This window comes from Motiliproteus sp. MSK22-1 (assembly GCF_001968815.1).
In the GTDB taxonomy this organism is placed as follows: domain Bacteria; phylum Pseudomonadota; class Gammaproteobacteria; order Pseudomonadales; family Balneatricaceae; genus Motiliproteus.
This window is the reverse complement of sequence record NZ_MIEQ01000049.1, coordinates 120,702-147,657: the sequence shown is the minus strand read 5'-3', so window position 1 is coordinate 147,657 and position 26,956 is coordinate 120,702. Positions and strand designations below refer to the sequence as shown.

At 47.5% G+C, this 26,956-nt stretch carries 14 protein-coding genes; 13 read left to right on the top strand and 1 reads right to left on the bottom strand.

Features of this window, described 5'->3' with window-relative positions; all coding sequences use genetic code 11:
* Nucleotides 1-187 precede the first annotated feature (187 nt).
* The 8 genes from BGP75_RS15445 to BGP75_RS15410 all read left to right on the top strand — a co-directional run bounded on the left by BGP75_RS15445 (nucleotide 188) and on the right by BGP75_RS15410 (nucleotide 12,318).
* On the top strand, nucleotides 188-3,400 hold the full coding sequence (locus BGP75_RS15445) for a methyl-accepting chemotaxis protein (protein WP_076719725.1): 3,213 nt from the start codon (nucleotides 188-190) through the stop codon (nucleotides 3,398-3,400).
* Nucleotides 3,401-3,468: 68 nt separating this feature from the next.
* Nucleotides 3,469-4,320 (top strand): protein-glutamate O-methyltransferase CheR, encoded by an 852-nt coding sequence (locus BGP75_RS15440; protein WP_076719803.1) that lies wholly within the window; start codon nucleotides 3,469-3,471, stop codon nucleotides 4,318-4,320.
* A 47-nt stretch (nucleotides 4,321-4,367) separates the two neighbouring features.
* Nucleotides 4,368-4,994 (top strand): chemoreceptor glutamine deamidase CheD, encoded by a 627-nt coding sequence (cheD, locus tag BGP75_RS15435; RefSeq protein ID WP_233152942.1) that lies wholly within the window; start codon nucleotides 4,368-4,370, stop codon nucleotides 4,992-4,994.
* A gap of 95 nt (nucleotides 4,995-5,089) precedes the next feature.
* Nucleotides 5,090-6,166 carry a chemotaxis response regulator protein-glutamate methylesterase gene (locus tag BGP75_RS15430; RefSeq protein ID WP_076719723.1) on the top strand — a complete coding sequence of 359 codons (1,077 nt, stop codon included), beginning with the start codon at nucleotides 5,090-5,092 and terminating at the stop codon, nucleotides 6,164-6,166.
* A 144-nt stretch (nucleotides 6,167-6,310) separates the two neighbouring features.
* The gene (locus BGP75_RS15425; RefSeq protein WP_083704848.1) at nucleotides 6,311-7,495 is read left to right on the top strand and encodes a methyl-accepting chemotaxis protein; all 1,185 of its coding nucleotides are present in this window, start codon (nucleotides 6,311-6,313) and stop codon (nucleotides 7,493-7,495) included.
* A gap of 44 nt (nucleotides 7,496-7,539) precedes the next feature.
* Nucleotides 7,540-7,842, top strand: a complete 303-nt coding sequence (locus BGP75_RS15420) for an STAS domain-containing protein (protein ID WP_076719802.1) — start codon at nucleotides 7,540-7,542, stop codon at nucleotides 7,840-7,842.
* 12 nt (nucleotides 7,843-7,854) lie between these two features.
* Nucleotides 7,855-9,573 carry a SpoIIE family protein phosphatase gene (locus tag BGP75_RS15415; RefSeq protein ID WP_076719721.1) on the top strand — a complete coding sequence of 573 codons (1,719 nt, stop codon included), beginning with the start codon at nucleotides 7,855-7,857 and terminating at the stop codon, nucleotides 9,571-9,573.
* A gap of 240 nt (nucleotides 9,574-9,813) precedes the next feature.
* Nucleotides 9,814-12,318: an EAL domain-containing protein gene (locus BGP75_RS15410; RefSeq protein ID WP_076719720.1), complete on the top strand. Its 2,505-nt coding sequence runs from the start codon at nucleotides 9,814-9,816 to the stop codon at nucleotides 12,316-12,318.
* Between the two features lie 94 nt (nucleotides 12,319-12,412).
* Here BGP75_RS15410 and BGP75_RS15405 read toward each other — a convergent pair whose 3' ends face one another.
* Nucleotides 12,413-16,987 (bottom strand): EAL domain-containing protein, encoded by a 4,575-nt coding sequence (locus BGP75_RS15405; protein ID WP_076719719.1) that lies wholly within the window; start codon nucleotides 16,985-16,987, stop codon nucleotides 12,413-12,415.
* Nucleotides 16,988-17,254: 267 nt separating this feature from the next.
* Here BGP75_RS15405 and BGP75_RS15400 point away from each other — a divergent pair, with 267 nt between their 5' ends.
* The 5 genes from BGP75_RS15400 to BGP75_RS15380 all read left to right on the top strand — a co-directional run bounded on the left by BGP75_RS15400 (nucleotide 17,255) and on the right by BGP75_RS15380 (nucleotide 26,954).
* Nucleotides 17,255-18,007 carry a TetR/AcrR family transcriptional regulator gene (locus tag BGP75_RS15400; RefSeq protein ID WP_076719718.1) on the top strand — a complete coding sequence of 251 codons (753 nt, stop codon included), beginning with the start codon at nucleotides 17,255-17,257 and terminating at the stop codon, nucleotides 18,005-18,007.
* 286 nt (nucleotides 18,008-18,293) lie between these two features.
* Nucleotides 18,294-20,663, top strand: a complete 2,370-nt coding sequence (locus tag BGP75_RS15395; protein WP_076719717.1) for an RND family transporter — start codon at nucleotides 18,294-18,296, stop codon at nucleotides 20,661-20,663.
* The gene (locus tag BGP75_RS15390) at nucleotides 20,644-21,456 is read left to right on the top strand and encodes an outer membrane lipoprotein-sorting protein (RefSeq protein ID WP_076719716.1); all 813 of its coding nucleotides are present in this window, start codon (nucleotides 20,644-20,646) and stop codon (nucleotides 21,454-21,456) included. The genes BGP75_RS15395 and BGP75_RS15390 overlap by 20 nt, the downstream gene beginning before the upstream one ends.
* Before the next feature lie 2 nt (nucleotides 21,457-21,458).
* A complete protein-coding gene (locus BGP75_RS15385) occupies nucleotides 21,459-22,661 on the top strand; it encodes a hypothetical protein (protein ID WP_076719715.1) in 1,203 nt (400 codons plus the stop codon).
* Nucleotides 22,662-23,084: 423 nt separating this feature from the next.
* Nucleotides 23,085-26,954: a PAS domain S-box protein gene (locus BGP75_RS15380; RefSeq protein WP_076719714.1), complete on the top strand. Its 3,870-nt coding sequence runs from the start codon at nucleotides 23,085-23,087 to the stop codon at nucleotides 26,952-26,954.
* Nucleotides 26,955-26,956 lie beyond the last annotated feature (2 nt).

The window sequence follows — 26,956 nt, the reverse complement described above, 5'->3', positions numbered from 1 at the left end:
AAATTACAGCTCGGCCTGATCGTCATAGAACACGGATACAAGCGATAAGGGAAATTCAACAATAACGCCTGTTAATGACGCTAAAACTCATTAAATGCTCTAACGCTACTGATACCTTATTCTGCAAAGCATTAGCGGGCGCAAGGAAATAGTTTATTGGGCGGGAACCCCGCTAAAGGGAGATATTATGAGAACCAACTTGCCAGTGACCGATAATGAAATACTACTAAAAGAGGGTGATGAAATCGTATCAAAAACTGATCTAAAAGGTCAGATTATTGATATTAATCAGTCATTTATCGAAATCAGCGGCTTCACACGAGAAGAGCTTATAGGCAAAAGCCATAATATCGTTCGTCATCCTGACATGCCTTCTGAAGCATTTCAGGACCTTTGGGACAAACTAAAGGCCGAGCGCCCCTGGATAGGAATGGTGAAAAACCGCTGTAAAAACGGCGACTATTACTGGGTTCAGGCAAATGTCACCCCTATCAAGGACAGTGGTCGTGTCACTGGCTTTATGTCCGTTCGAACCAAACCGACCCGAAAGCAAATCGAAGCAGCAGATAAACTTTATCAACAGATCAATGACGGTAAAGCCAGCCTTTATCAAAAAAGCCTACTGTCAAGGCTCAACATTTTTTCCGGGTTGCGCTTGTGGCAAAAACTATCAATGACCATCGCCATCATTCTCATTCCCTTATTTGCATTGCTGTACTTACTGCTTCACAGCCAGAATGAAGCGATCAACGCGGCTCAGAAAGAAGTGCTCGGAATTGAGTACATCATCCCGCTACGTGTCATGCAGCAGCATATGGCAGAACATAGAGGCAGGTACGCTGCCTTACTATCCGGGGACACCAGTCAATCGGACCAACTTTCGTCGCTGCAAAACCTTATCCAGGATCAAGTGGTTAAAATCGACCGCCTTGATGAGGAATATGGCCCACAGATAGGGCTGGTTAACGAGTGGCAAACGCTGAAAAATCAGTGGTTGGCACTAAACGAACGCTTACCCGGCCTCGATGCTGAAGATAACTTCAGTCAACATAGCCAACTGATCGGCAAACTGTTTGATTTTGTCATCCATATTTCAGAAAAATCAGGCATGGTTGTAGACCCAAACCTGGAAACTTCACACTTTATAAGCATTACCGTCAATAAACTGCTGCCACTTGCAAATAATATTGGGATTCTTCGCGGCGCAGGGGCTAATGCAGCCCAATCAGGATCTATATCAAAACAGGATCAGGATAAGCTGCTAAGAAGAAGCTACGCTGCCTCGCGAGAACTTCATGATATAAAAAACCTTTTCAATTCGCTCTTTGCAGAAGCCCCATCCCTAAAAGCAAAATTTGGCGGGGCCTCTGAAAGCCTTGTCAAAAACACCGAACACTTTCTGAAAACTGTTGACGAGGAACTGTTAAAACCCGAAGTTATCCTTCTTGACAGCTCCACTTACTTCAGCCAGGGAACGGCAATTATCGACAAGCTGTTTGTCCTGTTTAGCCTATCTGAAGAACATCTGGCTGGCCGGCTCAACGAACAGGCTGATAATCTGCGTTTGCAGCAAATCATAACCCTGGGCGCTATATTACTAACCGTACTGATGACGCTACTGGTCTCCATCAGGGTGGTAAGAGGCATCACAACGCCACTGACTAAGGCTATAAAAAATTTCGAAGCCATATCCGAAGGAGACTTCACTTCCGACCCCAATTCAAAAGAAAGTGAAGATGAAACGGGTGATGTTTTGCGTGCGTTAACCAGCATGAAGATCAAACTCGGTTATGAACTCAGCGAATCAAGAAGCAACGCAGCGGCGGCACTTCGCATTCAAGTGGCTCTGGATAACGTCAGCGCCAACGTGATGGTCGCAGATAATAATGGCCAGATAATCTATATGAATGATGCCGTTACCGACATGATGCGCAACGCACAGGAGGACATTCGCAAGGATCTGCCCAATTTCGACACAGATCGTCTGGTAGGTACCAACTTTGATAGTTTCCATAAGGATCCAGCTCACCAGCGCAATCTTCTGGAAAAGCTAAAAACAACTTATGCCAGTAAGATCAAAATTGGAGACCGCCATTTTTCCCTGTCGGCCAACCCTGTGGTTGATGAATCAGGGAAACGTCTCGGCACCGTTGTAGAGTGGGGAGATATCACCGAGCAACTGGACGCTGAACGCCAGATTGAAGTTCTGATTCAGCAGGCTCTGGCCGGTGAATTAGATCAACGACTGGAGACAAAGACCTATCAAGGATTTATGAGAACCATAGGGGACGGTGTTAACCAGATGCTGGATACTGTGGTGATGCCTATTAAAGAGGTAAGAAGAGTGCTTTCTCATCTTGCAGAAGGAAACTTAAAAGAGTCGATGAAGGGGGACTTCAGTGGTGAATTTGCAGCTTTGGATCACGCCCTGAACACCACCATGAATCAACTTAGAGACACCGTCGGTGGGATCATGGAAAGTGGCGTCCAGATATCACATGGATCTTCTGAAATAGCTCAAGGTAATACCACTCTCAGCCAGCGAACGGAAGAGCAGGCAGCCGGTCTGGAACAAACGGCATCAAGCATGGAACAGATGACCAGCACGGTAAAACAAAACGCGGATAACGCCCGCCAGGCTAACCAACTGGCCGCAAGCGCACGAGATCAGGCAGAACAGGGTGGTAAGGTCGCTGGTGACACGGCTGAAGCCATGGGCACGATTAATCAAAGTAGTAAAAAAATTGCTGAAATCATTGGTGTCATTGACGAAATAGCCTTCCAAACGAATCTACTAGCCCTTAATGCTGCCGTAGAAGCAGCCAGAGCAGGAGAACAAGGCAGGGGCTTTGCGGTTGTAGCCTCTGAGGTTCGCAATCTGGCCCAGCGCAGCGCCAGTGCTGCTAAAGATATCAAAGAACTGATTAACGATAGCGTCGAGAAAGTAGAAGAAGGGACTCGTCTGGTTGGGGAGTCTGGTAAATCTCTCGATGAAATAGTCCTGTCAATTAAGAAAGTCAGTGATATCGTCGCAGAAATATCTGCTGCCAGCCAGGAGCAGGCCAGTGGTATTGAACAGGTCAACAAAGCCATTGCCCAGATGGACGAAGTCACCCAGCAGAATGCGGCCCTGGTCGAAGAAACCGCCGCTGCCAGCGATTCGGTTAACCAGCAAGCACAGCATATGATGAGATTGATGGAGTTCTTCAGCACAGATAGCGAAGATGCCCAACAACAGCCAAAAAGTGCAGATTCTGTGCCCCATGGCAGCGTCGCAAAGTTTCCTGATAGAGGCGTAAAGAAGGCCACTCCGCCTCCCAGTCAGGTAGTCAGCTCTCATAAAACCAGTGCCCAGACGTCTACTTATCAGGAAGACGATTCCGAGTGGGAAGAATTTTAGTTGTTATATACAAGCAGCTTAAATTAAGAAGATTTCGTTGAAATCGTTCTATTGAGATGGCATTCAACATGGCCGAGATAATAAAAGCGTCAGCGTCTGATAAGCAACGGGAGTTTGGGTTCACTGCCGAAGACTTTGAAAGTGTCAGACAACGACTTAATGATCACGCAGGTATCGTACTCAGCGATATTAAGCGAGATATGGTCTATAACCGGCTCACCCGTAGATTACGAGTATTAGGGCTTTCCAGAATCGAGCAGTATTTACAACTGCTCGACAACCCTGATCGAGGCCCTGAAGAGTTTGTTAATTTTATTAATGCACTAACAACCAACTTAACGTCATTTTTCAGGGAACCTCATCACTTCGAGTACCTTCGACAACAGCTGCCATCATTGCTGAAAAGAACCAATACGCTAAAAATCTGGTCAGCAGGCTGCTCTATCGGTGAAGAACCCTACACCATAGCAATCACGCTGAGTCCTCTGTTGCATAAAGGCCAGAGTGCACAGATTCTGGCAACAGACATTGACACCAGTGTACTGGCTGCTGCGGATAAGGGTATTTATGACCAGGAGAGAGTACAAAAACTTGATCAGACAATCCTAAAACAAGCTTTTCTGCGGGGTAAAGGACAGCGTAGCAATATGGTTCGCATAAAACCTGAACTGCGCTCGATGGTTCAGTTCACCCCCTTAAACCTGATGGGTCCCTGGCCGATGAAAGGCCCATTCGACATTATTTTTTGCCGCAACGTAATGATTTACTTTAACAAAGAGACCCAGAAAAAACTGGTAAACCGCATGGCTGACTTATTAATACCACAGGGACATCTGTTTATAGGTCACTCAGAAACGTTGCACAATACCACGGATCGTTTTCAGGCAGTAGGGCAAACAATCTACCGGCTCAAACACTAACGAAACATTAGTTCTGAGTTGTTAGCACATTTAAGAGGGCAAAGCAGGTGACAGCCTTAACAATAACTGAAATGCAACCCTGCTTCCCCGGCTTTGAGCAGGTAAACCGTTATTGGGATAAACACAGACAATGTTTTGTCGCCAAGATACTTCCCGGCGAGTTTTATGTTACACGACACAGTGAACTGATCGGCACTGTTTTGGGTTCCTGTGTCTCCGCATGCATTCGCGATAAGTTGCTGGGACTGGGTGGGGTTAATCACTTTATGCTGCCACAGAATAATCGTGGCACTACCGACCTGGACGGATCCGCTGCACGATATGGCTGCTTTGCCATGGAACAAATGATCAACGCCATACTGAAATTTGGCGGAAACCGGAAGCGATTGGAGGCGAAGCTTGTTGGCGGTGGCAAAATCATCACCAGCATGGGAGATGTGGGCCGACAGAATATCGAGTTTGCCCGTAACTATCTAGCCGTTGAAGGTATTGCCACCCTCGCTGAAGATTTGGGCGGTGACAGACCGCGAAAGCTATTGTACAACCCGATAACCGGGGTGCTGAAAGTCAAAAAACTAAATAGCTTTCATAACAACACCCTGGTTGACCGTGAAGTTCATTATCGGGATCAATTGCAGGAACAGTCATTGGAAAGCGATGTAGAGCTGTTCTAGGGAAATTGATCGGACAAAAAACGCCAGTACCCACTGAGAATAGAAAGTATGGATCCAGCAAAGAGCATTAATACAACAGCCAGGAAACCTCGACTATGAAGGACCCGATTAAAGTACTGATCGTCGATGATTCAGCGCTTATTCGTCAGCTGCTCAGTACTATTCTGGATCAGGATAAAGACATTAAGGTCGTCGGGACAGCAGTTGACCCCTATCAGGCTCGTGAAAAGATCAAGCAGCTCAACCCGGATGTATTAACGCTGGATGTAGAGATGCCAAAAATGGATGGCATCACTTTTCTAAAAAATCTTATGCGCTTGCGGCCAATGCCCGTAGTAATGATTTCCTCCCTGACAACAACAGGTGCAGAGGTCACTTTTAACGCGCTGGAACTGGGGGCTATAGATTTTATTCCCAAGCCCAAAGTTGGGGTGGCACAGGATCTTGCCCTGTTAACTGAAGATATTGTCAGTAAGGTAAAAAGCGCAGCACAATCCAAGGTCAGAGCTCTTCCTTCAACCCCCCCAAACGTCCCCAAAGAGAATAATGCTGACTGTGTATTACCAAAAACTCAGGGACCTATCAGCTTTAGCACTACTGACCGGCTCGTAGCCATTGGAGCATCAACAGGTGGTACGGAAGCCATAAAAGAGGTGCTGATCGCCCTACCCGCTGATTCTCCTGCTATCCTGATTACTCAGCATATTCCTGAAGCATTTAGTAAACCCTTTGCCAACAGAATGGATAGTTGCTGTGCCATGAAGGTTTATCAGGCAGAGGATGGACAGCCGATACTTCCCGGTCATGTATATATCTCTCCAGGTGATCAGCATCTTATGGTTGAACGCAACGGCGCCAGGTTTTTATGCCGACTGAATCAAGGCCCCCCTGTCAGTCGTCATCGGCCTTCAGTTGACGTACTTTTCCGTTCTGTGGCTCAGCAACTGGGGCATAACGCAATGGGTATTCTGCTAACAGGTATGGGTAAAGACGGCGCACAGGGACTGCTTGAATTGAAAGAAAACGGGTCTAAAACTATCGCTCAGGACGAGGCAACCAGTGTCGTTTGGGGAATGCCGGGAGAGGCCGTCAAACTTGGCGCAGCCCAAAGAACCTGTCCATTGGAACTGGTCGCTTCCGCAATTATTAACTTTCACCGAAATGTCAGCTAGCAAGGTGAGATCAAGCAACATTGGGGACATAATAATTCAGACCAGGCGCTTCGAAAACAGTCATCAGCCAATACTGCACTCTGTGCATGGTATTCAGGAATATTGCAGGCCGACAACAGGATCGATACACGAGGTTTATCCAGGATGAAAGCTCGTCAATTATTAATTTGTGCCACCCTTGTAACCACAATCGTATCAATCGAAATACTAAATTATTTCGCTATCGACAATTGGAGCCGATGGATAGTCGAGCTACTTGGAATCGCCCTATGTTTCTGGCTGACGCTAAGAATTCCATTAATAGCGGAACCAGAAAAAGAGTCCCCGGTGGCACAGACTTCAATAAGGAATAGCCAGCAACTGATGACCCACCTGGCCACTAATATCAAGGAAGGGTCAGCAGAAGTGGATACAGAGCTCAGCCGTGCCACTAAACTCATTAACGATTCCACCCTGACACTATCAGATTGCTTTAGTCAGATGACCCACCTGGTAGAACAGCAGGAACGAATCGCGCGGGAAATTTATCATCGAACCGCAGAATCCGACAGCACTCACAAAGATAACGATGAGGACGACGGAATTCATTCATTCGCTGAAGAAGCAGGAAAAATGCTGGAAGACTTTATCGAGCTGCTTGTCAATATCAGCAAGCAAAGTCTGGAGGCTGTGCATTACATTGACGATATGGTCGAGCAGTTGGACGCAGTTTTTGATTTGATTGCCAATATTGAAGAGTTATCGGGACAGACAAATCTGCTGGCCCTCAATGCCAGTATAGAAGCGGCCAGAGCCGGAGATGCCGGACGTGGCTTTGCGGTCGTCGCCGATGAAGTGCGCAGCCTGTCTACCCGCTCCTCCAAGCTGAACAGTCAGGTAAGAGATCGTATTAACGGCGCTAAAACCGCAGTTGCCAATGTTCGGGAAACTGTAGGAAATATGGCCGCCACGGATATGAATGCCAGTCTGGAATCGAAAGAAAAAGTAGATCATATATTTTTGCACATAAGCGAAACCAATCAATTTCTGAATAACAGCATCGGTGAAATGTCCGTCTTGGGTGAACGCTTCGGACAGGCTGTCGGTAACGCTGTGCGATCGATTCAGTTCGATGACATGGTCACCCAGAACCTTGGGACTGCACAGCAACATTTGCAGTGTATGATAGAAATAGCAGAAGAAATAACCAAGGTTCCCGAAGACCTTAACGATGAAGCTTATGGCACTATACGTCAACGTCTGGACTCCCTGAAAGCTAACTATCAGGAGTTGCATCGTAAGAAAGTACTCAATCATTCCATGGATGAAGGAGATGTTGAACTGTTTTGATCGACAGTAAACTTAATTGTAAATTGAAAGATGGAGTACAAAAAATGCCAGTTCAAGTCAGCCCAATGGATACAAAGGATCAATCTATTGTCGTTTCAGTATCCGGTCGTTTTGATTATTCAGTACACAAGGAATTTCGCAACTCTTATATCGATGTAAATGCCAGAAGCTACCGGGTGGACCTGTCAAAAGCAGAATACATGGACAGCTCGGCCTTGGGGATGCTGCTGCTGCTGAAAGAGCACGCGGATAAATCCAGTGCCACTATCAACATCTGTCATCCTCAACCAATGGTTCGTAAAGTGTTGGAAATAGCGAACTTCAACCGATTTTTCAAAATCAGCTGAGTGTATTAATCAATGTCTCTCGATGATTTGCTGGGTGGAACCAACGGCGTAGGTAAAACAGCCCTGGTGGCGGATGATGATCAGCTGTTCCGAGAGGTAGTCAGTAAAGTCCTGGCCCTCCATGATTATCAGGTTATTGAGGGAGCTAATGGTCAGGAGGCCGTTGATCTCTACCAACGGCACCACCCTAAACTGATTCTTATTGATTATGCAATGCCGGTGTTGAACGGTATCGACGCGGTAAGACGAATTCGTGAGGCAGCAGACAATGAGTATGTCTCAATTATCTTTATCACCGCATCTCAGGACGAAGAAGTGCTCAGCGCCTGCATTGTTGCGGGGGGGGATGATTTTCTCACTAAACCTTTCAGTCCAATGGTACTGCGCTCCAAGTTGTTTGCGATAGAACGTAATAGAGACCTCTATCATCAGGTTGAATCTCTGCATAGCCGTATGCAAAGGGATCAGGAAATAGCAGAGCAGGTTTTCAGCAAAGCGGTTCTTTCCGGCAATATCGACTATCCCGGACTTCAGTCCTTACTGCAGCCGGCTTCTACCTTTAGTGGTGATGTTCTGTTAACAGCCTACAGGCCTAACGGTGATCTCAATTTATTGCTGGGTGATTTCACCGGCCATGGTCTGGCAGCATCGATAGGCGCACTGCCACTGTCAGAAACCTTCAGAGCAATGACGTCAAAGGGCTATAGCGGACCTGAAATTATTCAGCAGATTGGCCGAAAACTCTGTAATCTTCTGCCGACCGGTATGTTTCTGTCTGCCAGCTTTGTCACATTGAGCCATGAAATGGGTACGGCATCCATTTGGAATGGCGGCTTGCCCGACATATGGCTTCTTGACCGGCAAGCTAAAAAAGTCAAACAGCACTTTACCTCCATTCATCCCCCCTTGGGGATTTATCCCCCCCTGGCGCAGGATATTGTTTTTAAAGTTATTGACCTGGTAGTCAGTGACTCTCTGCTGCTATCCAGTGATGGGGCTTTGGAAGCACGTAACTATCTGGGTGATTATTTTGGCGAAAAACGTTATGCGGCAGCGGTTATTGAAGGGCTGCAACAAGAAGACGCCTTTGGCGTACTTACCCGCAAGCTTCATAACTACTGTAATGAAGTTCCATTAGATGATGATATCAGCCTGGTGGAAATTCCTTTTAACCTGCAGGATCCCAGTCGGCACAATGAATCTGAGAGTCCATCCGACCATAAGAGTTTAGAAAACCAGAACTGGCAGTGGTCAATTTGCCTGGAAAACCAATCCCTGGCAACGGTTGACCCTGTTCCCATGGCGATGAGCCAGCTACAGGAGCTTGTTAGCCCACAAAGTGACAGCCAGAGAGTTTTTACTGTATTAACAGAGCTCTATCTGAACGCACTTGATCATGGCGTGCTGGAACTGCCTTCGGCAATCAAAGAAAGTACAGCCGGGTTTGCTGAATTCTTTGCAAAAAAAGAGAGCAGGCTAGCCACATTAAACACTGGAAAAGTCCGTCTAGCCATGAATTTCAAGACAGACAATAAGATTGCCCTGCTCACTATCCGTATTCAGGACAGCGGGAAAGGATTCTGCTATTCCCAATGGAAACAATCTCAGTCTCAGCAGGAACATTCTCCGCTAAGTGGCCGTGGAATTTGTTTGGTTGAGTCCCTGTGCAAGGATCTTCAGTATCTGCCCCCCGGTAATCAGGTCAAAGCAACGATAGAATGGAATCTGTAAACAGATTTCATACGGTTCTTTTAACCAAAAACCTGATCTAACTCAAGTACTACAGTAACTAGTGATTCAACCTTTAGCTTGATACTGGTAATTCAGATTCCCAGTAATGTAGCCTGTAGCCTTTTATCACTCCCAAAGTGATTTTGAGGGAGGCTAAACAGAGACGATTCAACTTCAATAACGGACTTGCTGATACAGTCTTGGGTATAGCAGCAATTACCCGATATAAAATCGAAATCAATGATATTCAAACACTCCAAATCAATCTCTTCCATTGTCCAAAGACAGGTGATCACCTGTTCACCGGACTTGCCTCTTATAGATGCATCAAAACTAATGCGCGAGCATGCATGCAGCTCTATTATCGTGGTGCAAGATGAAATCCCTATCGGAATCTGGACCGAAGGAGATTCCCTTAAAATTGATTACGGCGCCAGCGATCTGCTGAGTACTGAAATAAGTCAGCTTATGAGTTCCCCACTCAGCTCGATTAGCAACGAGCTGAGCCTGGATGAAGCAGCCCATGAATTTAAGCTACGTGGAGTACGTCATCTTGGAGTCCTGGACAGTGAAGGAAAACTATTTGGCATACTGTCCCAAAGTGATGTAGTCCGACATCAGGATACAGAGTATTTCCTTCATATGAATGAAGTGGAGTCCATTCTTCCCACTTCGAAGCCACTTGAAATTGATCACTATTGCACATTACCCCAGGCCGTACATCAAATGCGGATTAATCGAGCAGACGCTATTGTCGTTGTCAATAAAAACACTCCCGTCGGGCTGCTGACAGAGCGTGACCTGGTACGATTGATCGCTCACAACCGAATGCACCTGTCTCTTACAGAGGTGATGAGTAAACCATTACTCTGCGTTCCACGCTCAATGACGCTGCTGGCTGCCCGCTCATTAATGGATCGGCGTCACATACGCCATCTGGGAATCACTGACAATGAAGGGGCACTATTAGGGCTCATTTCATTTTCTAACATTCTCGCTAATATCGAAGATGCCTATGTCAACCGGCTGAAATCCGCTTTGGTTCGACGCGCGGCCGATCTTCAGCGTAGTGAACACAGTCTCAGCATGGCTCATGCGCTAATCGACGCATCCATGGATGGCATTATGGTGACAGATCAGAAAGGAGTCATTCAGTCAGTAAACCCTGCGTTCTCTGTTCTTACCGGCTATTCGGAACGTGAAGCTTTAGGCCAGAACGCCAGTCTGATCAGCTCAGGGAAACAGGGTCCTGAGTTCTACAGCCGCATGTGGAATCAGATTAAGGAGACCGGCACATGGCAGGGAGAGATCTGGAACCGGCGAAAAAGTGGTGAGGTATTTCCCGAATGGCTAACCATTACAGCGATCAAAGATCACGAAAACAAACGCATGCTCTATGCGGGTATATTCAGTGATATTACCGAGCGAAAGCGATCTGAAGCCATTATCGAAAATCTGGCATATTATGATCCGCTAACCAGACTACCCAATCGGCAGCTGCTGTTTGACCGTCTGGAAGTAGCTCTCGCCACCGCACATCGGGATAAGCACGGACTGGCAATCATTTTTATCGACCTGGATCACTTCAAACGTATCAACGACACCCTTGGGCACACTGCCGGAGATCAGGTACTCTGCAAAGTAGCAAAACGACTGCTTTCCTGCGTCAGAGAAGGAGATACCGTTTCCAGAATAGGCGGAGATGAAATCGTCTTGCTACTGACTGAAATCGATAACACCAACGTTGTTCATCGAATAGTGCAACGTGCCTTTGACATGCTTGAACGAAGCATCGAACTTGAGGATCGCGAACTCTATATCACTGCGAGTATGGGCTGTAGTATCTACCCTGACGATGGCACCGATAGAGACACCCTGATGAAAAATGCCGATACAGCCATGTATCGGGCCAAACATGCAGGACGCAACGGCTTCCAGCTTTATTCTGCTGAAATGAACGCAAAATCAATGCAACGGTTAAGTATGGAAAGTCGGCTGAGAGTTGCATTGCTGAATAACGAATTTTTTATCCACTATCAACCAAAGCTGGCGCTGAGTGATAACCGAATTATCGGTGTCGAAGCCCTGTTACGCTGGCGGGACAAAGACCTGGGGCTGGTGCCTCCCGATGAGTTCATCCCCTTGGCGGAAGATCTTGGACTGATCGGCGATATCGGTGCATGGGTGCTTAAAGAAACCTGTCAGCAATGCCGCTCCTGGATAAACCTGGGTCATGCGCCCATCCAGGTTTCAGTTAACGTTTCCGCCCACCAGTTTAAACGCCGTAAGCTGGAAGACGACGTTCAGCTGGCGCTGGAAAGTGCAAAATTACCTCCCCAATTCCTGGATCTGGAAATCACCGAAAGCTGTCTGATAGAAGACGCAGATACCGTAGCAAACACCCTCAAAAAACTACGCTCACAAGGGATAAGCATCTCGATGGATGATTTCGGGACTGGATATTCCAGTCTGAGCTTACTGAAACGAATCCCTCTGGATCACCTGAAAATTGATCGAAGCTTTATGGAGGGCATCCCTGAAGACATCAATGATATGGAGCTGGTATCAACCATCATTCTAATGGCCCATAACCTGGGACTCAAAACCGTAGCGGAAGGTGTAGAAAACAACGACCAGCTCAATTACCTGAGAAAATTAGGGTGTGACCAAATACAGGGCTTCTATTTCAGTCGTCCCCTGGACCCGGAAAATCTGACTGAATTGCTGAATGCCACTATTAGTTAAGAACACTATTCATTAACAACGCCATTAACCAAAAACGCTATAAACTAAAAGCCCTTTTAACTAAAAGCCCTATAAGCCAAAACCGGCCCCCGACTTATAGGGAATCCAATTGACTAAGGAATTCATCGGCAGACAGAGGCTTACTGTATAGATAGCCCTGATAAGCGGTACAGCCACATTTAAGCAGGAAATCCTCTTGCGCCTTATTTTCAACACCTTCAGCAATGACATCCAGGCCCATTTTTGCCGCCATCGCAATAATAGACTCAACGATGCAGGCATCTTCCTTATCAGTCAACATATCTCGGACAAAACCCTGGTCAATCTTGATTTGATCAATAGGCAGTTGCTTGATATAGGCCAGTGAAGAATAACCCGTACCAAAATCATCAATAGAAAAACGAATGCCCCATTTTTTCAACTGCTGCATTTTTTCTGTGACCTTTTCAATATCATCCAATAACAGATTTTCGGTCACTTCCAGTTCAAGCATTGAAGGGTCCAACCCCGAAGCCTCCAGAGCGGCAATAACAGAATCGACAAAGCTCTCATGCTTGAACTGAAAAGGACTTATATTGACAGCAATTCGATCCAGGCTGGCACTGCCACTGTTTTTCCAGTGGGCCATTTTCAGACAGGCCTCAACCAGAACCCAATAACCCACATCCTGGATAATCCCTGTCTCCTCCAGCACAGGAATAAAGTCATTGGGAGCGATCATGCCAAATCCCGGACGCTGCCAGCGAATTAGCGCCTCAGCGGCGACACAACCCCGTTTAATATCAACCTGGGGCTGGAAAAAAAGCTCAAATTCCTGCTCCTTGATAGCATTTCGCAGCGCCCGCTCGGTGTCTAACCAAGCGTCAGCAGATGCTTGCATGGCCGGATCAAAAAAGCGCATCGTATTACGCCCCATTTTCTTAGCCAGATACATTGCATTGTCAGCCTGACGTAACAGATCCTCAGGCGTATCACCATTCCAGCCGAAGATAGTGGAACCAATACTGCAGGAGGTGTGTAACTGATGCTCCTCAACCAGGAACGGGGCATCCAGTATATTCATTAGCTGACGTGCCAGCTTTTCAGTGTAAGCCACAGCATCACGCTTGCTCCGACCGATGTCATGCACCAGAACCACAAATTCATCGCCACCAAGACGTGCAACCGTATCTTCAGAGCGAACCGAGCCTATCAGCCTCTCACTGACGGCCTTAAGCAGCTCATCACCCACAAAATGTCCCAGCGAATCATTGATTTTTTTAAAACGGTCAAGATCCAGAAACATAATCGAACCACAGTATTTGGAGCGTTCTGCCCTGGCAATAGCCTGAGACATACGATCAAATAACAGCCGACGGTTTGGTAATCCCGTTAGAATATCGTAAAAGGCCAGTTTATGAATCTCAGCTTCATGGGCTTTCTTTTCACCGATATCTCTAAAAACACCAATAAACTTACTGATTTCCCCATTGTTATCTCTAACGGCATTAATACTTAACCACTCTGGATAAACTCTCCCAGCTTTACTTTTATTCCAGATTTCTCCGGACCAGCTTCCCTTACTCTGTAGCTGTTTCCACATGTTTTGATAGAACACTTTGTCCTGTCGACCCGACTGGAGTACCGCTGGCGTTTGCCCGAGCACTTCATTTTCTTCATAGCCGGTTATTTTAGTGAACGCCTTGTTAACTCGAAGAATGCGGGCATCCGGTCCAGTAACGACAATGCCATCAATCGTTTCAAATGCCACCGCAGCCAGCCTGATTTCATCCTCCATACGCTTTTGCTTAGTTACATCCTGTTCGGTGGAAGCGATAGCTATTCTGCGACCTTGTTCGTCCAGCAAGCCGGTAAAAGTCAACCAGACATCGAGCACCTTTCCTACTTTCGTCAGACGTTGCGATTCAAAAGCACGTACGGTTTCCCCGGCAGCGATACTGCGCAGCACCTGTAATTCATCTTCCAGGCTTTGTTGCGGAATCAGCTGACGAATATTCATTTTCAGAGCCTCTTCCTCGGTCCAACCATAGCGATCCGCAGCTTCCTGATTCCAGTCGGTAATATGCCCGTCCAGATCCTGAATAATGATGGCATCGACAGAATGGGTAACAACCGTCGCCAGACGCAATGTTTCGGCCTCTGCTTTACGGATATTACTGATATCAAAAAAGTTCAGAGTCACCCCGGACAGCTCACCGTCTGAGGTTAAAAAAGGATTCGCTCTTACCGCGAAGAAGCGGCCATCTGCGGTAGTGGCCTCCACCTCAACCCGCTCCTTATCAGTCAGCACCTCTTCAACCAACTGCTGCAAATCCACTCCTAACAACTGATGGGCAATATGGCCAATCGGCCTCCCCATATCCTGTGCAATCAAGTGCAGCACCCGACCCGCTCCAGGAGAAACCTGACGAATGCGACGGGCCTCATCAACAAAGACAGTCATCACATCAGCACTTAACATCAGATTAGCAATGTCATCATTAAGTGAAGAAAGCTCTCTGACTTTCTCTTTATACTCAGCATTAACGGTGATCAGTTCTTCGTTGGTTGATTGCAGCTCCTCATTAGTGCTCTGCAACTCTTCATTACCGGATTGCATCTCCTCATTAGCAGACTGTAACTCTTCATTAGCGGACTCCAGCTCTTCCACTGCGTTACGCAAGCTCTGCTTGGTGAAATAGAGTTCTTCTTCCAGCTCAGTCAACCGTGCCTGGGTCAGCTGATCGACACCATTACCCTGAACAGCAGCAGGTTTATCGGATTCAAAAAGTGAATTTTCAATCACTTCAAACATGACGGCGACTAAAGAGTTTTGCTTACTGGAACCAGGAAGGTGGCACAGACGGACATCAACCAGTAATTCTTTGTCTTGCCGAATCAGTGGGACCTTGGGGAAGAAAATATCATCATCCTGTTCTGCCAGTTTTCGAAGCCCTGCCATTAGCGGTAAGCGTAGCGCCGCATCAGACAACACCGACAGATCATTAACCAATTCACCGCTGGGAAAGTGCAGAATTCCTGAGCTGTCTCCAAGGATATATACAACCTCCCCCTGATGATTGAGCACCAGAACCAAGGGCACAAAACGGCCTGAAAATAGTTTTAATAACCGCTCCCTTACCGCTTCATCCGAACTGCTTTGCATAGGTGCAGATAATCGACCAATATTGCTGTTGGACTCTTGTCGACGACGCCAGACAGGAATTTGAGAGTGGGTAAATCGGGGCTTACTGATCAACCGATACAACCTCCAGCGGTCATCCAACAATTCGAAATGCCCTTTCTGCCCTCCCAGAGACTCACTGGGAGACAGCATTAATAAGCCCCCCATCCGCAGGGAAAATCCGAAGGTGCGCATGACATGCTGTTGAATATCGGTGTTCAGATAGATAAAAACGTTACGGCAGACAAGCATATCAATATTGCTAAACGGAACATCTTCGGTCAGGTCATGATGAAAAAACATGATCTGCTCGCGCAACAGATTATTCACCCGGTAACCTTGCTCATAGCGGGTGAAGTAACGGTCTAACAGCTGGCTCGGCACCTGCTGCTCTATGCTGATATCATAAACTCCCTGATCAGCCCTTCGAATCGAATCCTCACTGATATCACTGGCGAGAACTTTCACTTCCAGCGTCAAACCCAGTTTTCGACGACATTCAAGACAAAGCATGGCTAAAGTATAAGCTTCCTCACCGGTAGCACAGCCCGCCACCCAGACGCGAAACTCATCCTTATCACAGGAGTTCATCAGCGCGGGCAATAGCCGATCAGCCAGCAGTTCAAAAGCCTCGGGATCACGGAAGAAACTGGTCACACAGATAAGCAGATCCCGTATCAGAGCTTCTCGCTCCTGCTCAGAGTCAGCCAGTAAAGCCTGATACTGCTCCAGTTGATTATGCATCTGACAAAGTTGCATACGCCGGCGAATTCTACGCAAAACAGTTGCCGGTTTATAATGGGTAAAATCCACATGACTGGCTTTTAACAGCAGTGCCAGTATATTTTGATACTCCGGGGATCCAGCGACCAGGCACTTTTCCTTATCAACAGGCTTATCCAGATTGACCAGCAACGAAGCAATATGCTCTGGTGCCAACACCCGGTCAGGGGCACAGGTATTGATGACATGTTCTGGCATCGAACGGAACTCTGCCGTATCAGGGTCCTGAACTAAAACCAGGCCACCAGCCTGCTTGATAATAAAGGCACCGTTTTTTCCGTCATCGCCAGCACCGGACAGAATCACAGCCGCTCCCCGTTCTTTCATCTCTTTAGCAAGAGAAATCAAAAAACAGTCAAAAAGCTGGCTAACCTGAAGAGACTCGGTCAAGGTTTCCAGACAGCCCCTTCCCTCTTGTAAGCTAACCTTGTGCCCTGGCGGGCCAATGTAGATGATATCAGGCAGCAAAAGCTCACCATCTTCGATAATCCGTACCGGTATTGAAGCCTCCTGAGCAAGCAACGATGCCAGTAAACACTCTTGATCAGCGGACAGATGCTGCAAGACAATATAGACAGCGCCGGAACCAGCGGGTATTCCAGCAACAATCTGTTGCAGCGGTTTCAGCCCTCCCGCAGAAGCCACTATGCCAATAACACGAGGGGAGAAAGAAGAAGCATCCGAAGAGGTATCAGATGTCTGATGAAGGCTCTGTTTGGTCACAAAAAAGTCCCTGATTGTTCCACAATAACCCTGTTGGTCCCAACTGTTGTTAAACCAACCATGAGTCTAACCTACTTTCTCCTCTGTAGCTTCCATGGTCGCTACCTTCTTTCACATGCTCAGTACCTTCCCCGAACAGAAAAGAAGGTTGCAATTGACTTATAACAACCGCAAGCGTATATTTTGACGAAACGTCACCGACGATTCGTCAACAAACAATTCAGACCCGTCGGTAAATCAATCACAGTCGTATTACCGGTTGCAGTTATGAGCCCACGCCCACTGGACAAACAGAGTTTACTCGTCCGTGAACTCCAGATCATGGAAGCAGCACTTTCATTGATGGAAGAAATGGATGTCACTTTGTTAACCATGGACAAGGTCGTTGCACGAGTGCCTTACTCAAAAGGCACGGTATACAGTCACTTCTCATGTAAAGAAGATTTATTCTCCGGCCTTAGCAATCATGCGCTGCGGACAATGATCGGCCTCTTTCAGCGAGCAGCTGAACACAAGGGCAGCAGCCGTGAACGCTTTATGGCAATGCAATTCGCCTACCTTATATGGTCATTACTGAAACCGACCCTGTTTAGAGCATCCCTATGTGTTAAAAGCCCCTCAGTAATGGGCAAGTCTTCGACGGAACGTATGGACGAGCACCACGCTCTTGAACAGAAGATGATGACAATCTGGCATCGCATGCTGGACGATGGCTTGGCCGATGGGAGCTTTATTTTACCACTGCATATGAGTAAACATCAGGTTGCGTTCACAGGCTGGGCCAGTGGTTACGGTACGATCATGTTGCTAAGTGACGATATCGAACAGTGTGCAGGTCGCCACGGTCTTTATCTGGAACGTGAATATTTCAACGCGGTGAATATCTTTCTGGATGGTCTCAACTGGCGTCCTTTATCGTCTGAGGTCGATTATCGTCACGTATTACAACGCATACTGAATGAGCGATTTCAGGACGAACTGGCTGAGCTGGAGGCTCGCGGTCGACGACTGATTCTCTAATAGACAAGGATTCATAGTGGAACAATTGTGCTTGATTGTTAACGACCTGTAGCCGGTTGTTCCAATAGCCGGAGTCGCTTCACTTGAGGCTCCTGGGTTGAGATACAGCTAAAGAGAATGTGGTGAATAACCGCATTTTTTAAGGTGTTATTCTGACGAAAAGTCAGAATAGACTGCATGCATTGATAAGGGCAGCTGAAATGATTGTAGAAAATCAACAGGTTAGGATGCACAGGCATCTTTTTTTTAATATCTCAATCGACGAAACGTCATCAAGGAGAGAGCAATGAGAGAACGACTCTTCAGGTGGGTCATAACCCACCCTATCTGGGTCATCCTAATAGCACTGGGCTTAGTAGTCGGTGCGACAATGGGGGCCCAAAAACTGGTATTCAAAGGTGATTATCGGGTGTTCTTCAGTGATGAGAACCCTCAGCTGACCGCTTACGAATCCATGCAGAAGATCTATGCCAAAAGTGACAACGTCTCCTTTGTCATCGCGCCCGAAGGCGGTAATGTATTTACCCCGGTTCAACTGGAAGCCATTCGCAAGCTGACAGAAGCGTCCTGGCAGGTTCCTTATTCCACCCGGGTCGACTCCATCAGCAACCACCAGTACACCTTTGCTGAAGAAGATGACCTGATTGTCGAGGATCTGGTGCCGGAAGGCATTGAGTTACTTGAGTCGGATCTGGAGCGTATTCGCCAGGTGTCTCTCAGTGAACCCCAGCTGGTCAATAAACTGGTATCTCCAGAAGGGCACGTGGCAGTCGTCAATATCACTATCCAGTTGCCTGGCAAAGACCCGGTCACAGAAGGCCCTGATGTGGCCAGCAAGGTTCGTGAACTCAAAGCTCAGTTTATGGAAGAAAATCCAGGAACTGCGGTTCACTTGTCCGGTATCGTGATGATGAACGTAGCTTTTACTGAAGCTTCAATGGAAGACAATGCCACCTTGGTACCACTGATGTTTCTGGTGGTTATTCTTTCCATTGGCCTGCTGCTGCGTACCATTACCGGAACCGTTTCTACCGTTGTCATTATTATCTGCAGTATTGCCGCCACGATGGGACTGGCGGGCTGGAGTGGCATTTATCTGACAGGTCCGTCAGCATCGGCACCAACGATGATTCTTACCCTGGCAGTAGCGGATTGTGTCCATATCCTCACAACCCTGTTCCATGAAATGCGTCAAGGTGTGGAGAAACGCAAAGCACTGTTGGATAGCCTGCGTCTTAACTTCCAGCCAATCCTGTTAACCAGTGTGACGACTGCCATTGGCTTTCTGAGCATGAATTTCTCCGATTCCCCACCGTTCCATGATCTGGGGAATATGGTTGCAACCGGGGTGATGCTCGCCTTTGTCTTCTCGATCACCCTGTTCCCGGCAATGTTGTCGCTGCTACCGATGCGAGTCAAGGTTCGTGCTGAAAGCGACAGTGATCTGATGGACAAAATCGCTGAGTTTGTGGTCAACAAGCGTCGCATTCTATTGCCCTCAATGGCCGTCCTGATTGTCGGTTTCAGCCTGTTTTCACCGAACAACGAACTCAACGATGATTTTGTTAAGTACTTCGACAAGTCAGTACCCTTCCGTGAAGCGACTGACTTTATGCAGGACAACCTGTCGGGGCTGACCAATCTGGAAATTTCAATGGACAGTCAGACTTCCAGTGGCATCAATGACCCGGAATTTATTAATACCGTGGAAAACTTCAGTAGCTGGTTACGGCTTCAGCCTGAAACAGACCACGTCAACACCCTGAGCGACACCTATAAGCGGCTCAATAAAAACATGCATGCCGATGAAGAGCAGTGGTATCGCCTGCCAGACAACCAGGAAATGGCTGCTCAATATCTGCTGCTTTACGAAATGTCCTTACCTTACGGACTGGATCTTAATAATCAGCTTAACGTGGACAAGTCAGCAATACGGATTATCGCCACCTTCAAGAACATGACCTCTCGCGAGATTATTGCTCTGGAAGGTCGGGTAAAGGACTGGTTCAACAGTAATGCCGCTGATATGAAAGTGACAATTACCAGCCCAAGTGTGATGTTTGCACATATTGGCCAGCGTAACGTCTACTCCATGCTTATCGGAACTACACTGGCTCTGCTACTGATCTCAATACTGCTGGGTATTGCTTTGAAGTCAGTCCGTTATGGCTTACTGAGTCTGCTGCCAAACCTAGCCCCCGCTGCCGTTGGTTTCGGCATCTGGGGTTTGTGGCAAGGCCAGGTAGGACTGGGACTTTCTGTTGTTGTCGGCATGACTCTGGGGATTGTTGTAGATGATACTGTCCATTTCCTCAGCAAGTATCTGCATGCCCGTAACAATAAGGGAGCCTCCAGTCAGGAGGCTGTTCGCTACGCCTTCTCCAGTGTCGGTCGTGCACTCTGGATAACCACACTGGTTCTGGTTGCCGGGTTTATGACCCTGGCCCAGTCAAGTTTCAAGTTTAATGCTGATATGGGGCTGCTGACATCCCTGATCATCCTGCTGGCACTGATTATAGACTTCCTGTTCCTGCCACCATTATTAATCAAGCTGGACAAGTCTCGACAGACATCCGAAGACAATCTGATAGACAACAGTAAATTAGCCCAAGCACTTGCTGAAGAGGAGATAGCCGATGCTGCGCCTGCCAAATAAACCGATAAAGACCTTACTGGTATCAGCACTGCTGATCAGTGCACCGCTACTGGCAACCAGCACCTATGCCATGACCCCGGAACAGCGGGGATTGGAAATATCCATAGAAGCCAAAAAGCGAGATATCGGCTGGAAAGATACTGAAACAGAGATGAAGATGATCCTGCGTAACAAGCAGGGTCAGGAGAGTCTGCGTGAAATACGTCTGAAATCTTTGGAACAGGACGATGACGGGGATAAAAGTCTGACTGTCTTCGACAAGCCCAGAGATGTAAAAGGAACGGCTTTCCTAAGCTTCTCCCATATACAGGAAGCTGACGATCAATGGCTCTATTTACCAGCCCTTAAGCGAGTCAAGCGGATTTCGTCCCGTAACAAGTCAGGCCCTTTTATGGGTTCTGAATTTGCTTTCGAGGATCTGACTTCTTTTGAAGTAGAGAAGTACAACTACAAATACCTGAAAGATGAAACCATCAATGGTCTGGACGCCTATGTTGTCGAGCAGTATCCCACTGACAAAAATTCGGGCTACACCCGTCGCGTAGTTTGGCTGGACAAGGAGCATTATCGAGTACAGAAGGTGGACTTCTATGATCGTAAAAACAGCCTGCTGAAGACACTGAGCTTTGAAGAGTACAATCAGTACCTGGGCCAATACTGGCGCTCACACCGCTCAACCATGACTAACCACCAGACCGGTAAAAGTACAACACTGGTATACAGTGGTTACCAGTTTGGTGTAGGTCTGAAAGACAGTGATTTCAACAAAAACAGCTTGAAACGGGCCCGTTAGAAATGTCAGCCTCTTTTCTGAAATGCTCGGCGTTAATCGGTTCTGCTCTGCTAGCCTCCCCAGCCTTAATGGCTGGGGAGGCCGTCGATTTCGAGTTCAGTGGCAAAGTCGGCTATGAAGCAAGGGCGTTTTTTAACGATGCGCTTCATGCCGGCCAGCCTGGAAACAGTAACAGCTCTGTTTTTGTTGAACCCGAATTTTACTGGCAATGGAATAACGGTGACGACAGCCTGACATTTGTTCCTTACCTGCGCGCAGATGAACACGACAGTCGTCGCAGTCACGCCGACATCCGGGAGCTTGCCTGGATTCATGTTGGCGATGACTGGGAACTCAGAACCGGTATTCGCAAGGTATTTTGGGGAGTGACCGAGTTCCAGCATCTGGTCGATGTGATTAACCAGACCGATTCCGTGGAAGATACCGATGGAGAAGATAAACTGGGCCAGCAAATGGTCAATCTCTCTCTTGTACGGGATTGGGGTATTCTCGATTTCTACCTGATGCCAGGATTTCGTGAACGTACTTTTGCAGGCACTGAAGGACGGTTACGTGGTTCACTGGTGGTAGATACTGATAATGTCAGCTATGAATCATCCGCAGAAGAAAATCATCTGGACACGGCAATTCGCTGGAGCCACACCGTCGGGGATTTTGACATGGGGCTTTACTGGTTTCATGGTACCAACCGTGATCCGGTGCTGACCGAAAGCGGTTCAAATTTACTGATCCACTATGAACAGATGGACCAGTTCGGGCTCGATGTTCAAGCCACTATAGAAGACTGGCTATGGAAATTTGAAACCATCTACCGGGACAGCACCAGTGATAGCTATGTCGCCCTTCAGGGTGGTTTTGAGTATACCTTCATAGGTGTTATGGAAACGGCCATGGATGTCGGTATTTTGCTGGAATACGGTTGGGACAGTCGTGGCGAAACCAATACTGTATCCGCTCAGGATGACCTCTATCTGGGGGCTCGATTGACGCTCAATGATGCTCAGAGTACCGAATTTCTTGCAGGCATCGGTCAGGACCTGGATCACTCGTCCTACAGCCTTTTTGTCGAAGCAAGTCGTCGCTTTGGAGCGAACTGGAAAGTCAGTTTGGATGCCAGGATTTTCGATACTGACGAAAGTATCGATGCGCTTTATGCAGTCCGTAAAGATGACATGATGCAGCTTACCGTTGAACGCTATTTCTAAGAAAATGCACTCTTTTCCTTAGAAAGGACCGGTCTGACGGGCAATCTAGTAATCATGATATAACTGTCATTAAACGGAAAAACGGTTATCAACAACATTCAAGGGAGAGTAAGCTCTCCCTTTTTTTGTATCCCCACGACTACATTCATCTGCGTTTATCCCATACTTGCTTCTCTCTAATCTGATTTTCTCCCACTCATCTTCGCCTGATAAATTTTTCCTGGAAACAACGGGAGCACACCGGTTGATCCTGATCATTCAGCTCAGTTGGTTAAATCGGTATCGTCAACAGATCTATAAATACCGGTGGTTGTCGATAACTGCTTCTCTTTGAGAAATATCGTTGGCCGGAGCAATCTTCTCCCCGCTCAAGCTTCAGAATAACTGCCCGTATTTCATTGCCAAACGGTAGATTATTTGATTATGAGCGACATTCGAAATGCCGGTAGTAAGCAACGCCGTTTTGCCGCCTGGAGGTTGATTCTACTCAGCAGTGGCATTGCTGCATTATTGACTGTCAGCCTGGCATCAAGCTACCTCCACGATGCGCTGAAAAAAGTAGCCTTGGAGGAGTGGCCTCAGCAAAATCAGTTGCTGCTGCGATCACTTGCTGATCAGCTTAACGACAATATTATCCATATCCGCCAGCAGCTGGAACTTATTGCGTTGTTACCTGCCTTTGCTGAGCTGCCTTATTCCAAGCAGATAAATCCACTAATCAATGGCATTCCGCAGTCAGCCGACCAGAATAAACGAAGTATTCTCAGCAACGCCCAACGTAGTAATCCGCTACTGTCAGTCATGTTCCTGCTGACCCCGAGCGGTGACCACTATCTGGCTCAGCCTTACTCAGTGCAACAATCGTTGACAAAATTCAACCTTAGCGATCGTACCTATTTTCATGATGTGCGAAAAACCAGAACATCAGTTATATCTGATAGTTTTACAGGAGCCGATGGACGTCTCGCTTTTGCCATAGACACCCCTATTCTCGCCCGGGACGGTACGATCAGCGCCCATTTGGGAGGTGTTATTTATCTGGACAAGCTGACAACTTTATTGAGTAAAACCGAGATGGGCCCCTTTGATGAGCTTTATCTGGTTGATAGTCAGGGAAGATTACTGGGGCAATCCAGTTCCGACAAAATAACCCAGATACTCCGTCATGAATTTTCTCAAAAAGAATTTCTCAAACCGATCCTGCAAAGAAATCAGCTGATTACAGATTCACCCGGACCACAGACTTATTCAATGCCAATTGCCAATGAAATAATGGGGCAACAGTATCTGAGCGTAAGTACATTAATGAACAATGGCTGGCAACTGATAGCTCTGAGTCATACCGAAAAGATCACGGCTCAAATGAGTCAGCGTTTCGCTGACATCACCGGAAAACTGGTATTGATACTCATGAGTTTTATCATCATCACCAGTCTGCTTCTTGGCCGAATGGGCTGGGGCTGGAAAAAGGCCCAGCGAAAGTTGCTCGATACTCGCCAGTCTTTTGAGTCCGAAATCGAATCCAGAACCTTTGCACTGAAAAAATCCAAAGACAAGACTGAGCACCGCTATCAACTACTGTTTGAGGGCTCTAATGACGCTATCTTTATCGTCGACAGTCGAACAGGCTGCTATCGGGATGCAAATCAGGCTGCGGAAATCCTGACAGGCCGTTCCGTTTCAGAGCTGAAGACACTTGCCACTAAAGACATAACACTAGGCAGTTCCAAACAAAGACTGACGGAAGCCCGCACCCTAACCGCCCCTAAAGAACTGGGCGAAGTAACCTATATACGCTCAGATGGAGAAGAACGACAAGCCCTGCTCAGAGTTATCCCGCTGGGTGATCACTTACTGGCCGGTATTGCTCACGACATTACTGAACATAAAAAGGCTGAAGAAGCGATCCGCGATAGCGAAGCACACCTTCGAGCGCTGTCCGAAGGCGCCTTTGAAGCAATATTTCTGTCAGAAAAAGGGATTTGTATAAGCCAGAATCTGGCCGCCCGGGAGTTATTTGGCTATAGCATGGAGGAAGCGGTCGGCAAATCGGCGCTGGACTGGATAGCCCCAAAATCCCACCAATTAGTCAGAGCACATATTCTCTCCGGTATCGAATCCAAATATGAAGCCATTGCCCGACGCAAGGACGGCAGTACCTTCGAGGCGGAAATACGCGGTAAGATGATTTTCTATCGTGATCGCCAGGTGCGAGTGACAGCCTTACGGGATATTAGCGTCCGCAAACAGGCCGAAGCAAAAATCCGAATACTTTCTCTGGCGGTTGAACAAAGTCCTGCAGCAGTCATGATTACTGACACCAAAGGTCTTGTAGAGTATGTAAACCCGAGTTTTGAAACCATTTCCGGTTACGATAGCGATTCAATTCTGGGCCATCGACCAGAATTTCTCAAATCAGACCATAACGCTGAAAAAACCTATCAACGCCTGCTAAAGACCATTAAAACAGGTCGAACCTGGCATGGAGAGCTTTTCAATCAGCGCAGAAACGGTTCCCATTACTGGGCTTCAATGACCGTGTCTCCTCTATGGGATGATCAGGGAGAAGTCAGTCACTACCTGTCGATCCAGGAGGACATTACGGCTAAAAAATATGCTGAAGAACAGTTTCGAATGATTGCAACGGTGTTTGAAACAACCACCGAAGGCATTATGGTGACCAACTCTGAGAACCGTATTAAAACCGTAAACCCGGCGTTTACACGCATTACCGGCTACGAACCTGAAGAGGTTATCGGAAAGAACCCTCAATTACTCAGTTCCGGTCGCCACGGTGCTGAGTTCTATAAAAAAATGTGGCTGGAGGTTAATGAGCAGGGCTATTGGTCAAATGAAGTATGGAATCGACGCAAAGATGGCTCTGTTTATCCCGAGTGGCTGTCAATATCAGCCATTAAAGATGAAAACGGCACCACTAAAGAATTTGTCGCCGTTTTTTCCGATATCACGCGCCGCAAGAGCAGCGAGCAACAGATTCGCAAGCTTGCTTATCACGACCCTCTGACGCAGCTACCCAATCGCTCTCTGCTGGTTGACCGACTGTCTCAGCACATTACCTCCTCAAAGCGGGATCAACAGCAAAGCGCTCTTTTGTTTATTGATCTTGATCGCTTTAAAACCGTTAATGATACGCTGGGCCATGAGTATGGAGATGAGCTTTTACAGCATGTTGCCGAACGCCTGACAGCCTGTGTTCGGGAATCTGACACAGTCGCCCGCTTTGGCGGTGATGAATTTGTAATCTTACTGTCCTTTATTCACGAGGCAAAGGACGCAGCTCATGTGGCCGATAACATTCTCGAACAACTATCCCGCTCTTTTCGACTGGCGGGGCGGGAGATTTATATCGGCGCCAGCATCGGTATCACCCTTCATCCGAATGATGCTGATGATACCGATGGCCTGCTTCGAAATGCAGATCTGGCCATGTACAGAGCAAAAGAAGCGGGCCGTAACTGCTATCAGTTTTTTACCAGCAGCCTGCAGGAAGATGCGATCAAACGCATGGATATGGAGCAACTGCTACGCCAGGCGATAGCCCGAAATGAGTTGGAAATTCATTATCAGCCGCTGATTAATGCAGAGGATGGGAAAGTATCCGGTGTTGAAGCCTTACTACGCTGGAACAGTCCAGAGCACGGCCTGGTCTCCCCTACCGATTTTATCCCTTTGGCAGAAGAGAGCGGATTGATTGGTCCCATCGGGGACTGGGTGCTTGAAATGGCCTGCCGCAAAGTAAAACAATGGCATAACCGATCCCATCCGTTACGTCTGGCAGTCAACATATCCGGTCGTCAACGGTCACTTGGCCTGGATGCCGACAAACTCGAACAGATTCTGCACCGAACCGGTTTTCCCAGCAGCAATCTGATTCTGGAAATTACCGAGGGAATTCTGCTGGAAGCCAGTCCCCGCACGACCACCTGGCTGGAAGCGTTTAAAGATATCGGCGTGAAACTGGCTATCGATGACTTTGGAACCGGCTACTCTTCCCTGAGTTATTTAAAGCGCTTTCCTATCGATACTCTCAAGATCGATAGATCCTTCGTACAAGGGCTTCCTCAGGATGAATCGGACCGCAGCCTGGTTGAAGCCATTATTGCCATGAGCCGGAGTCTGAACCTTTTCGTCGTTGCCGAAGGAGTGGAGACTTCGCAACAGCGGGAGTTTCTTATCGAACATGGCTGTAACTACCTGCAAGGCTATTATTTCGCCAAACCCTTATCGGCTCAGGAGATGACCCTGTGGCTGGAACAACAAAAAGACTGCTGAGC

Excerpts from the sequence above, each read along its gene's own strand:
- BGP75_RS15425 (WP_083704848.1), top strand. The coding sequence starts at position 6,311 with ATGAAAGCTCGTCAATTATTAATTTGTGCCACCCTTGTAACCACAATC.
- BGP75_RS15415 (WP_076719721.1), top strand. The coding sequence starts at position 7,855 with ATGTCTCTCGATGATTTGCTGGGTGGAACCAACGGCGTAGGTAAAACA.
- BGP75_RS15395 (WP_076719717.1), top strand. The coding sequence starts at position 18,294 with ATGAGAGAACGACTCTTCAGGTGGGTCATAACCCACCCTATCTGGGTC.
- BGP75_RS15430 (WP_076719723.1), top strand. The coding sequence starts at position 5,090 with ATGAAGGACCCGATTAAAGTACTGATCGTCGATGATTCAGCGCTTATT.
- BGP75_RS15440 (WP_076719803.1), top strand. The coding sequence starts at position 3,469 with ATGGCCGAGATAATAAAAGCGTCAGCGTCTGATAAGCAACGGGAGTTT.
- BGP75_RS15385 (WP_076719715.1), top strand. The coding sequence starts at position 21,459 with ATGTCAGCCTCTTTTCTGAAATGCTCGGCGTTAATCGGTTCTGCTCTG.
- BGP75_RS15420 (WP_076719802.1), top strand. The coding sequence starts at position 7,540 with ATGCCAGTTCAAGTCAGCCCAATGGATACAAAGGATCAATCTATTGTC.
- BGP75_RS15410 (WP_076719720.1), top strand. The coding sequence starts at position 9,814 with ATGATATTCAAACACTCCAAATCAATCTCTTCCATTGTCCAAAGACAG.
- BGP75_RS15390 (WP_076719716.1), top strand. The coding sequence starts at position 20,644 with ATGCTGCGCCTGCCAAATAAACCGATAAAGACCTTACTGGTATCAGCA.
- BGP75_RS15445 (WP_076719725.1), top strand. The coding sequence starts at position 188 with ATGAGAACCAACTTGCCAGTGACCGATAATGAAATACTACTAAAAGAG.
- BGP75_RS15380 (WP_076719714.1), top strand. The coding sequence starts at position 23,085 with ATGAGCGACATTCGAAATGCCGGTAGTAAGCAACGCCGTTTTGCCGCC.
- BGP75_RS15400 (WP_076719718.1), top strand. The coding sequence starts at position 17,255 with ATGAGCCCACGCCCACTGGACAAACAGAGTTTACTCGTCCGTGAACTC.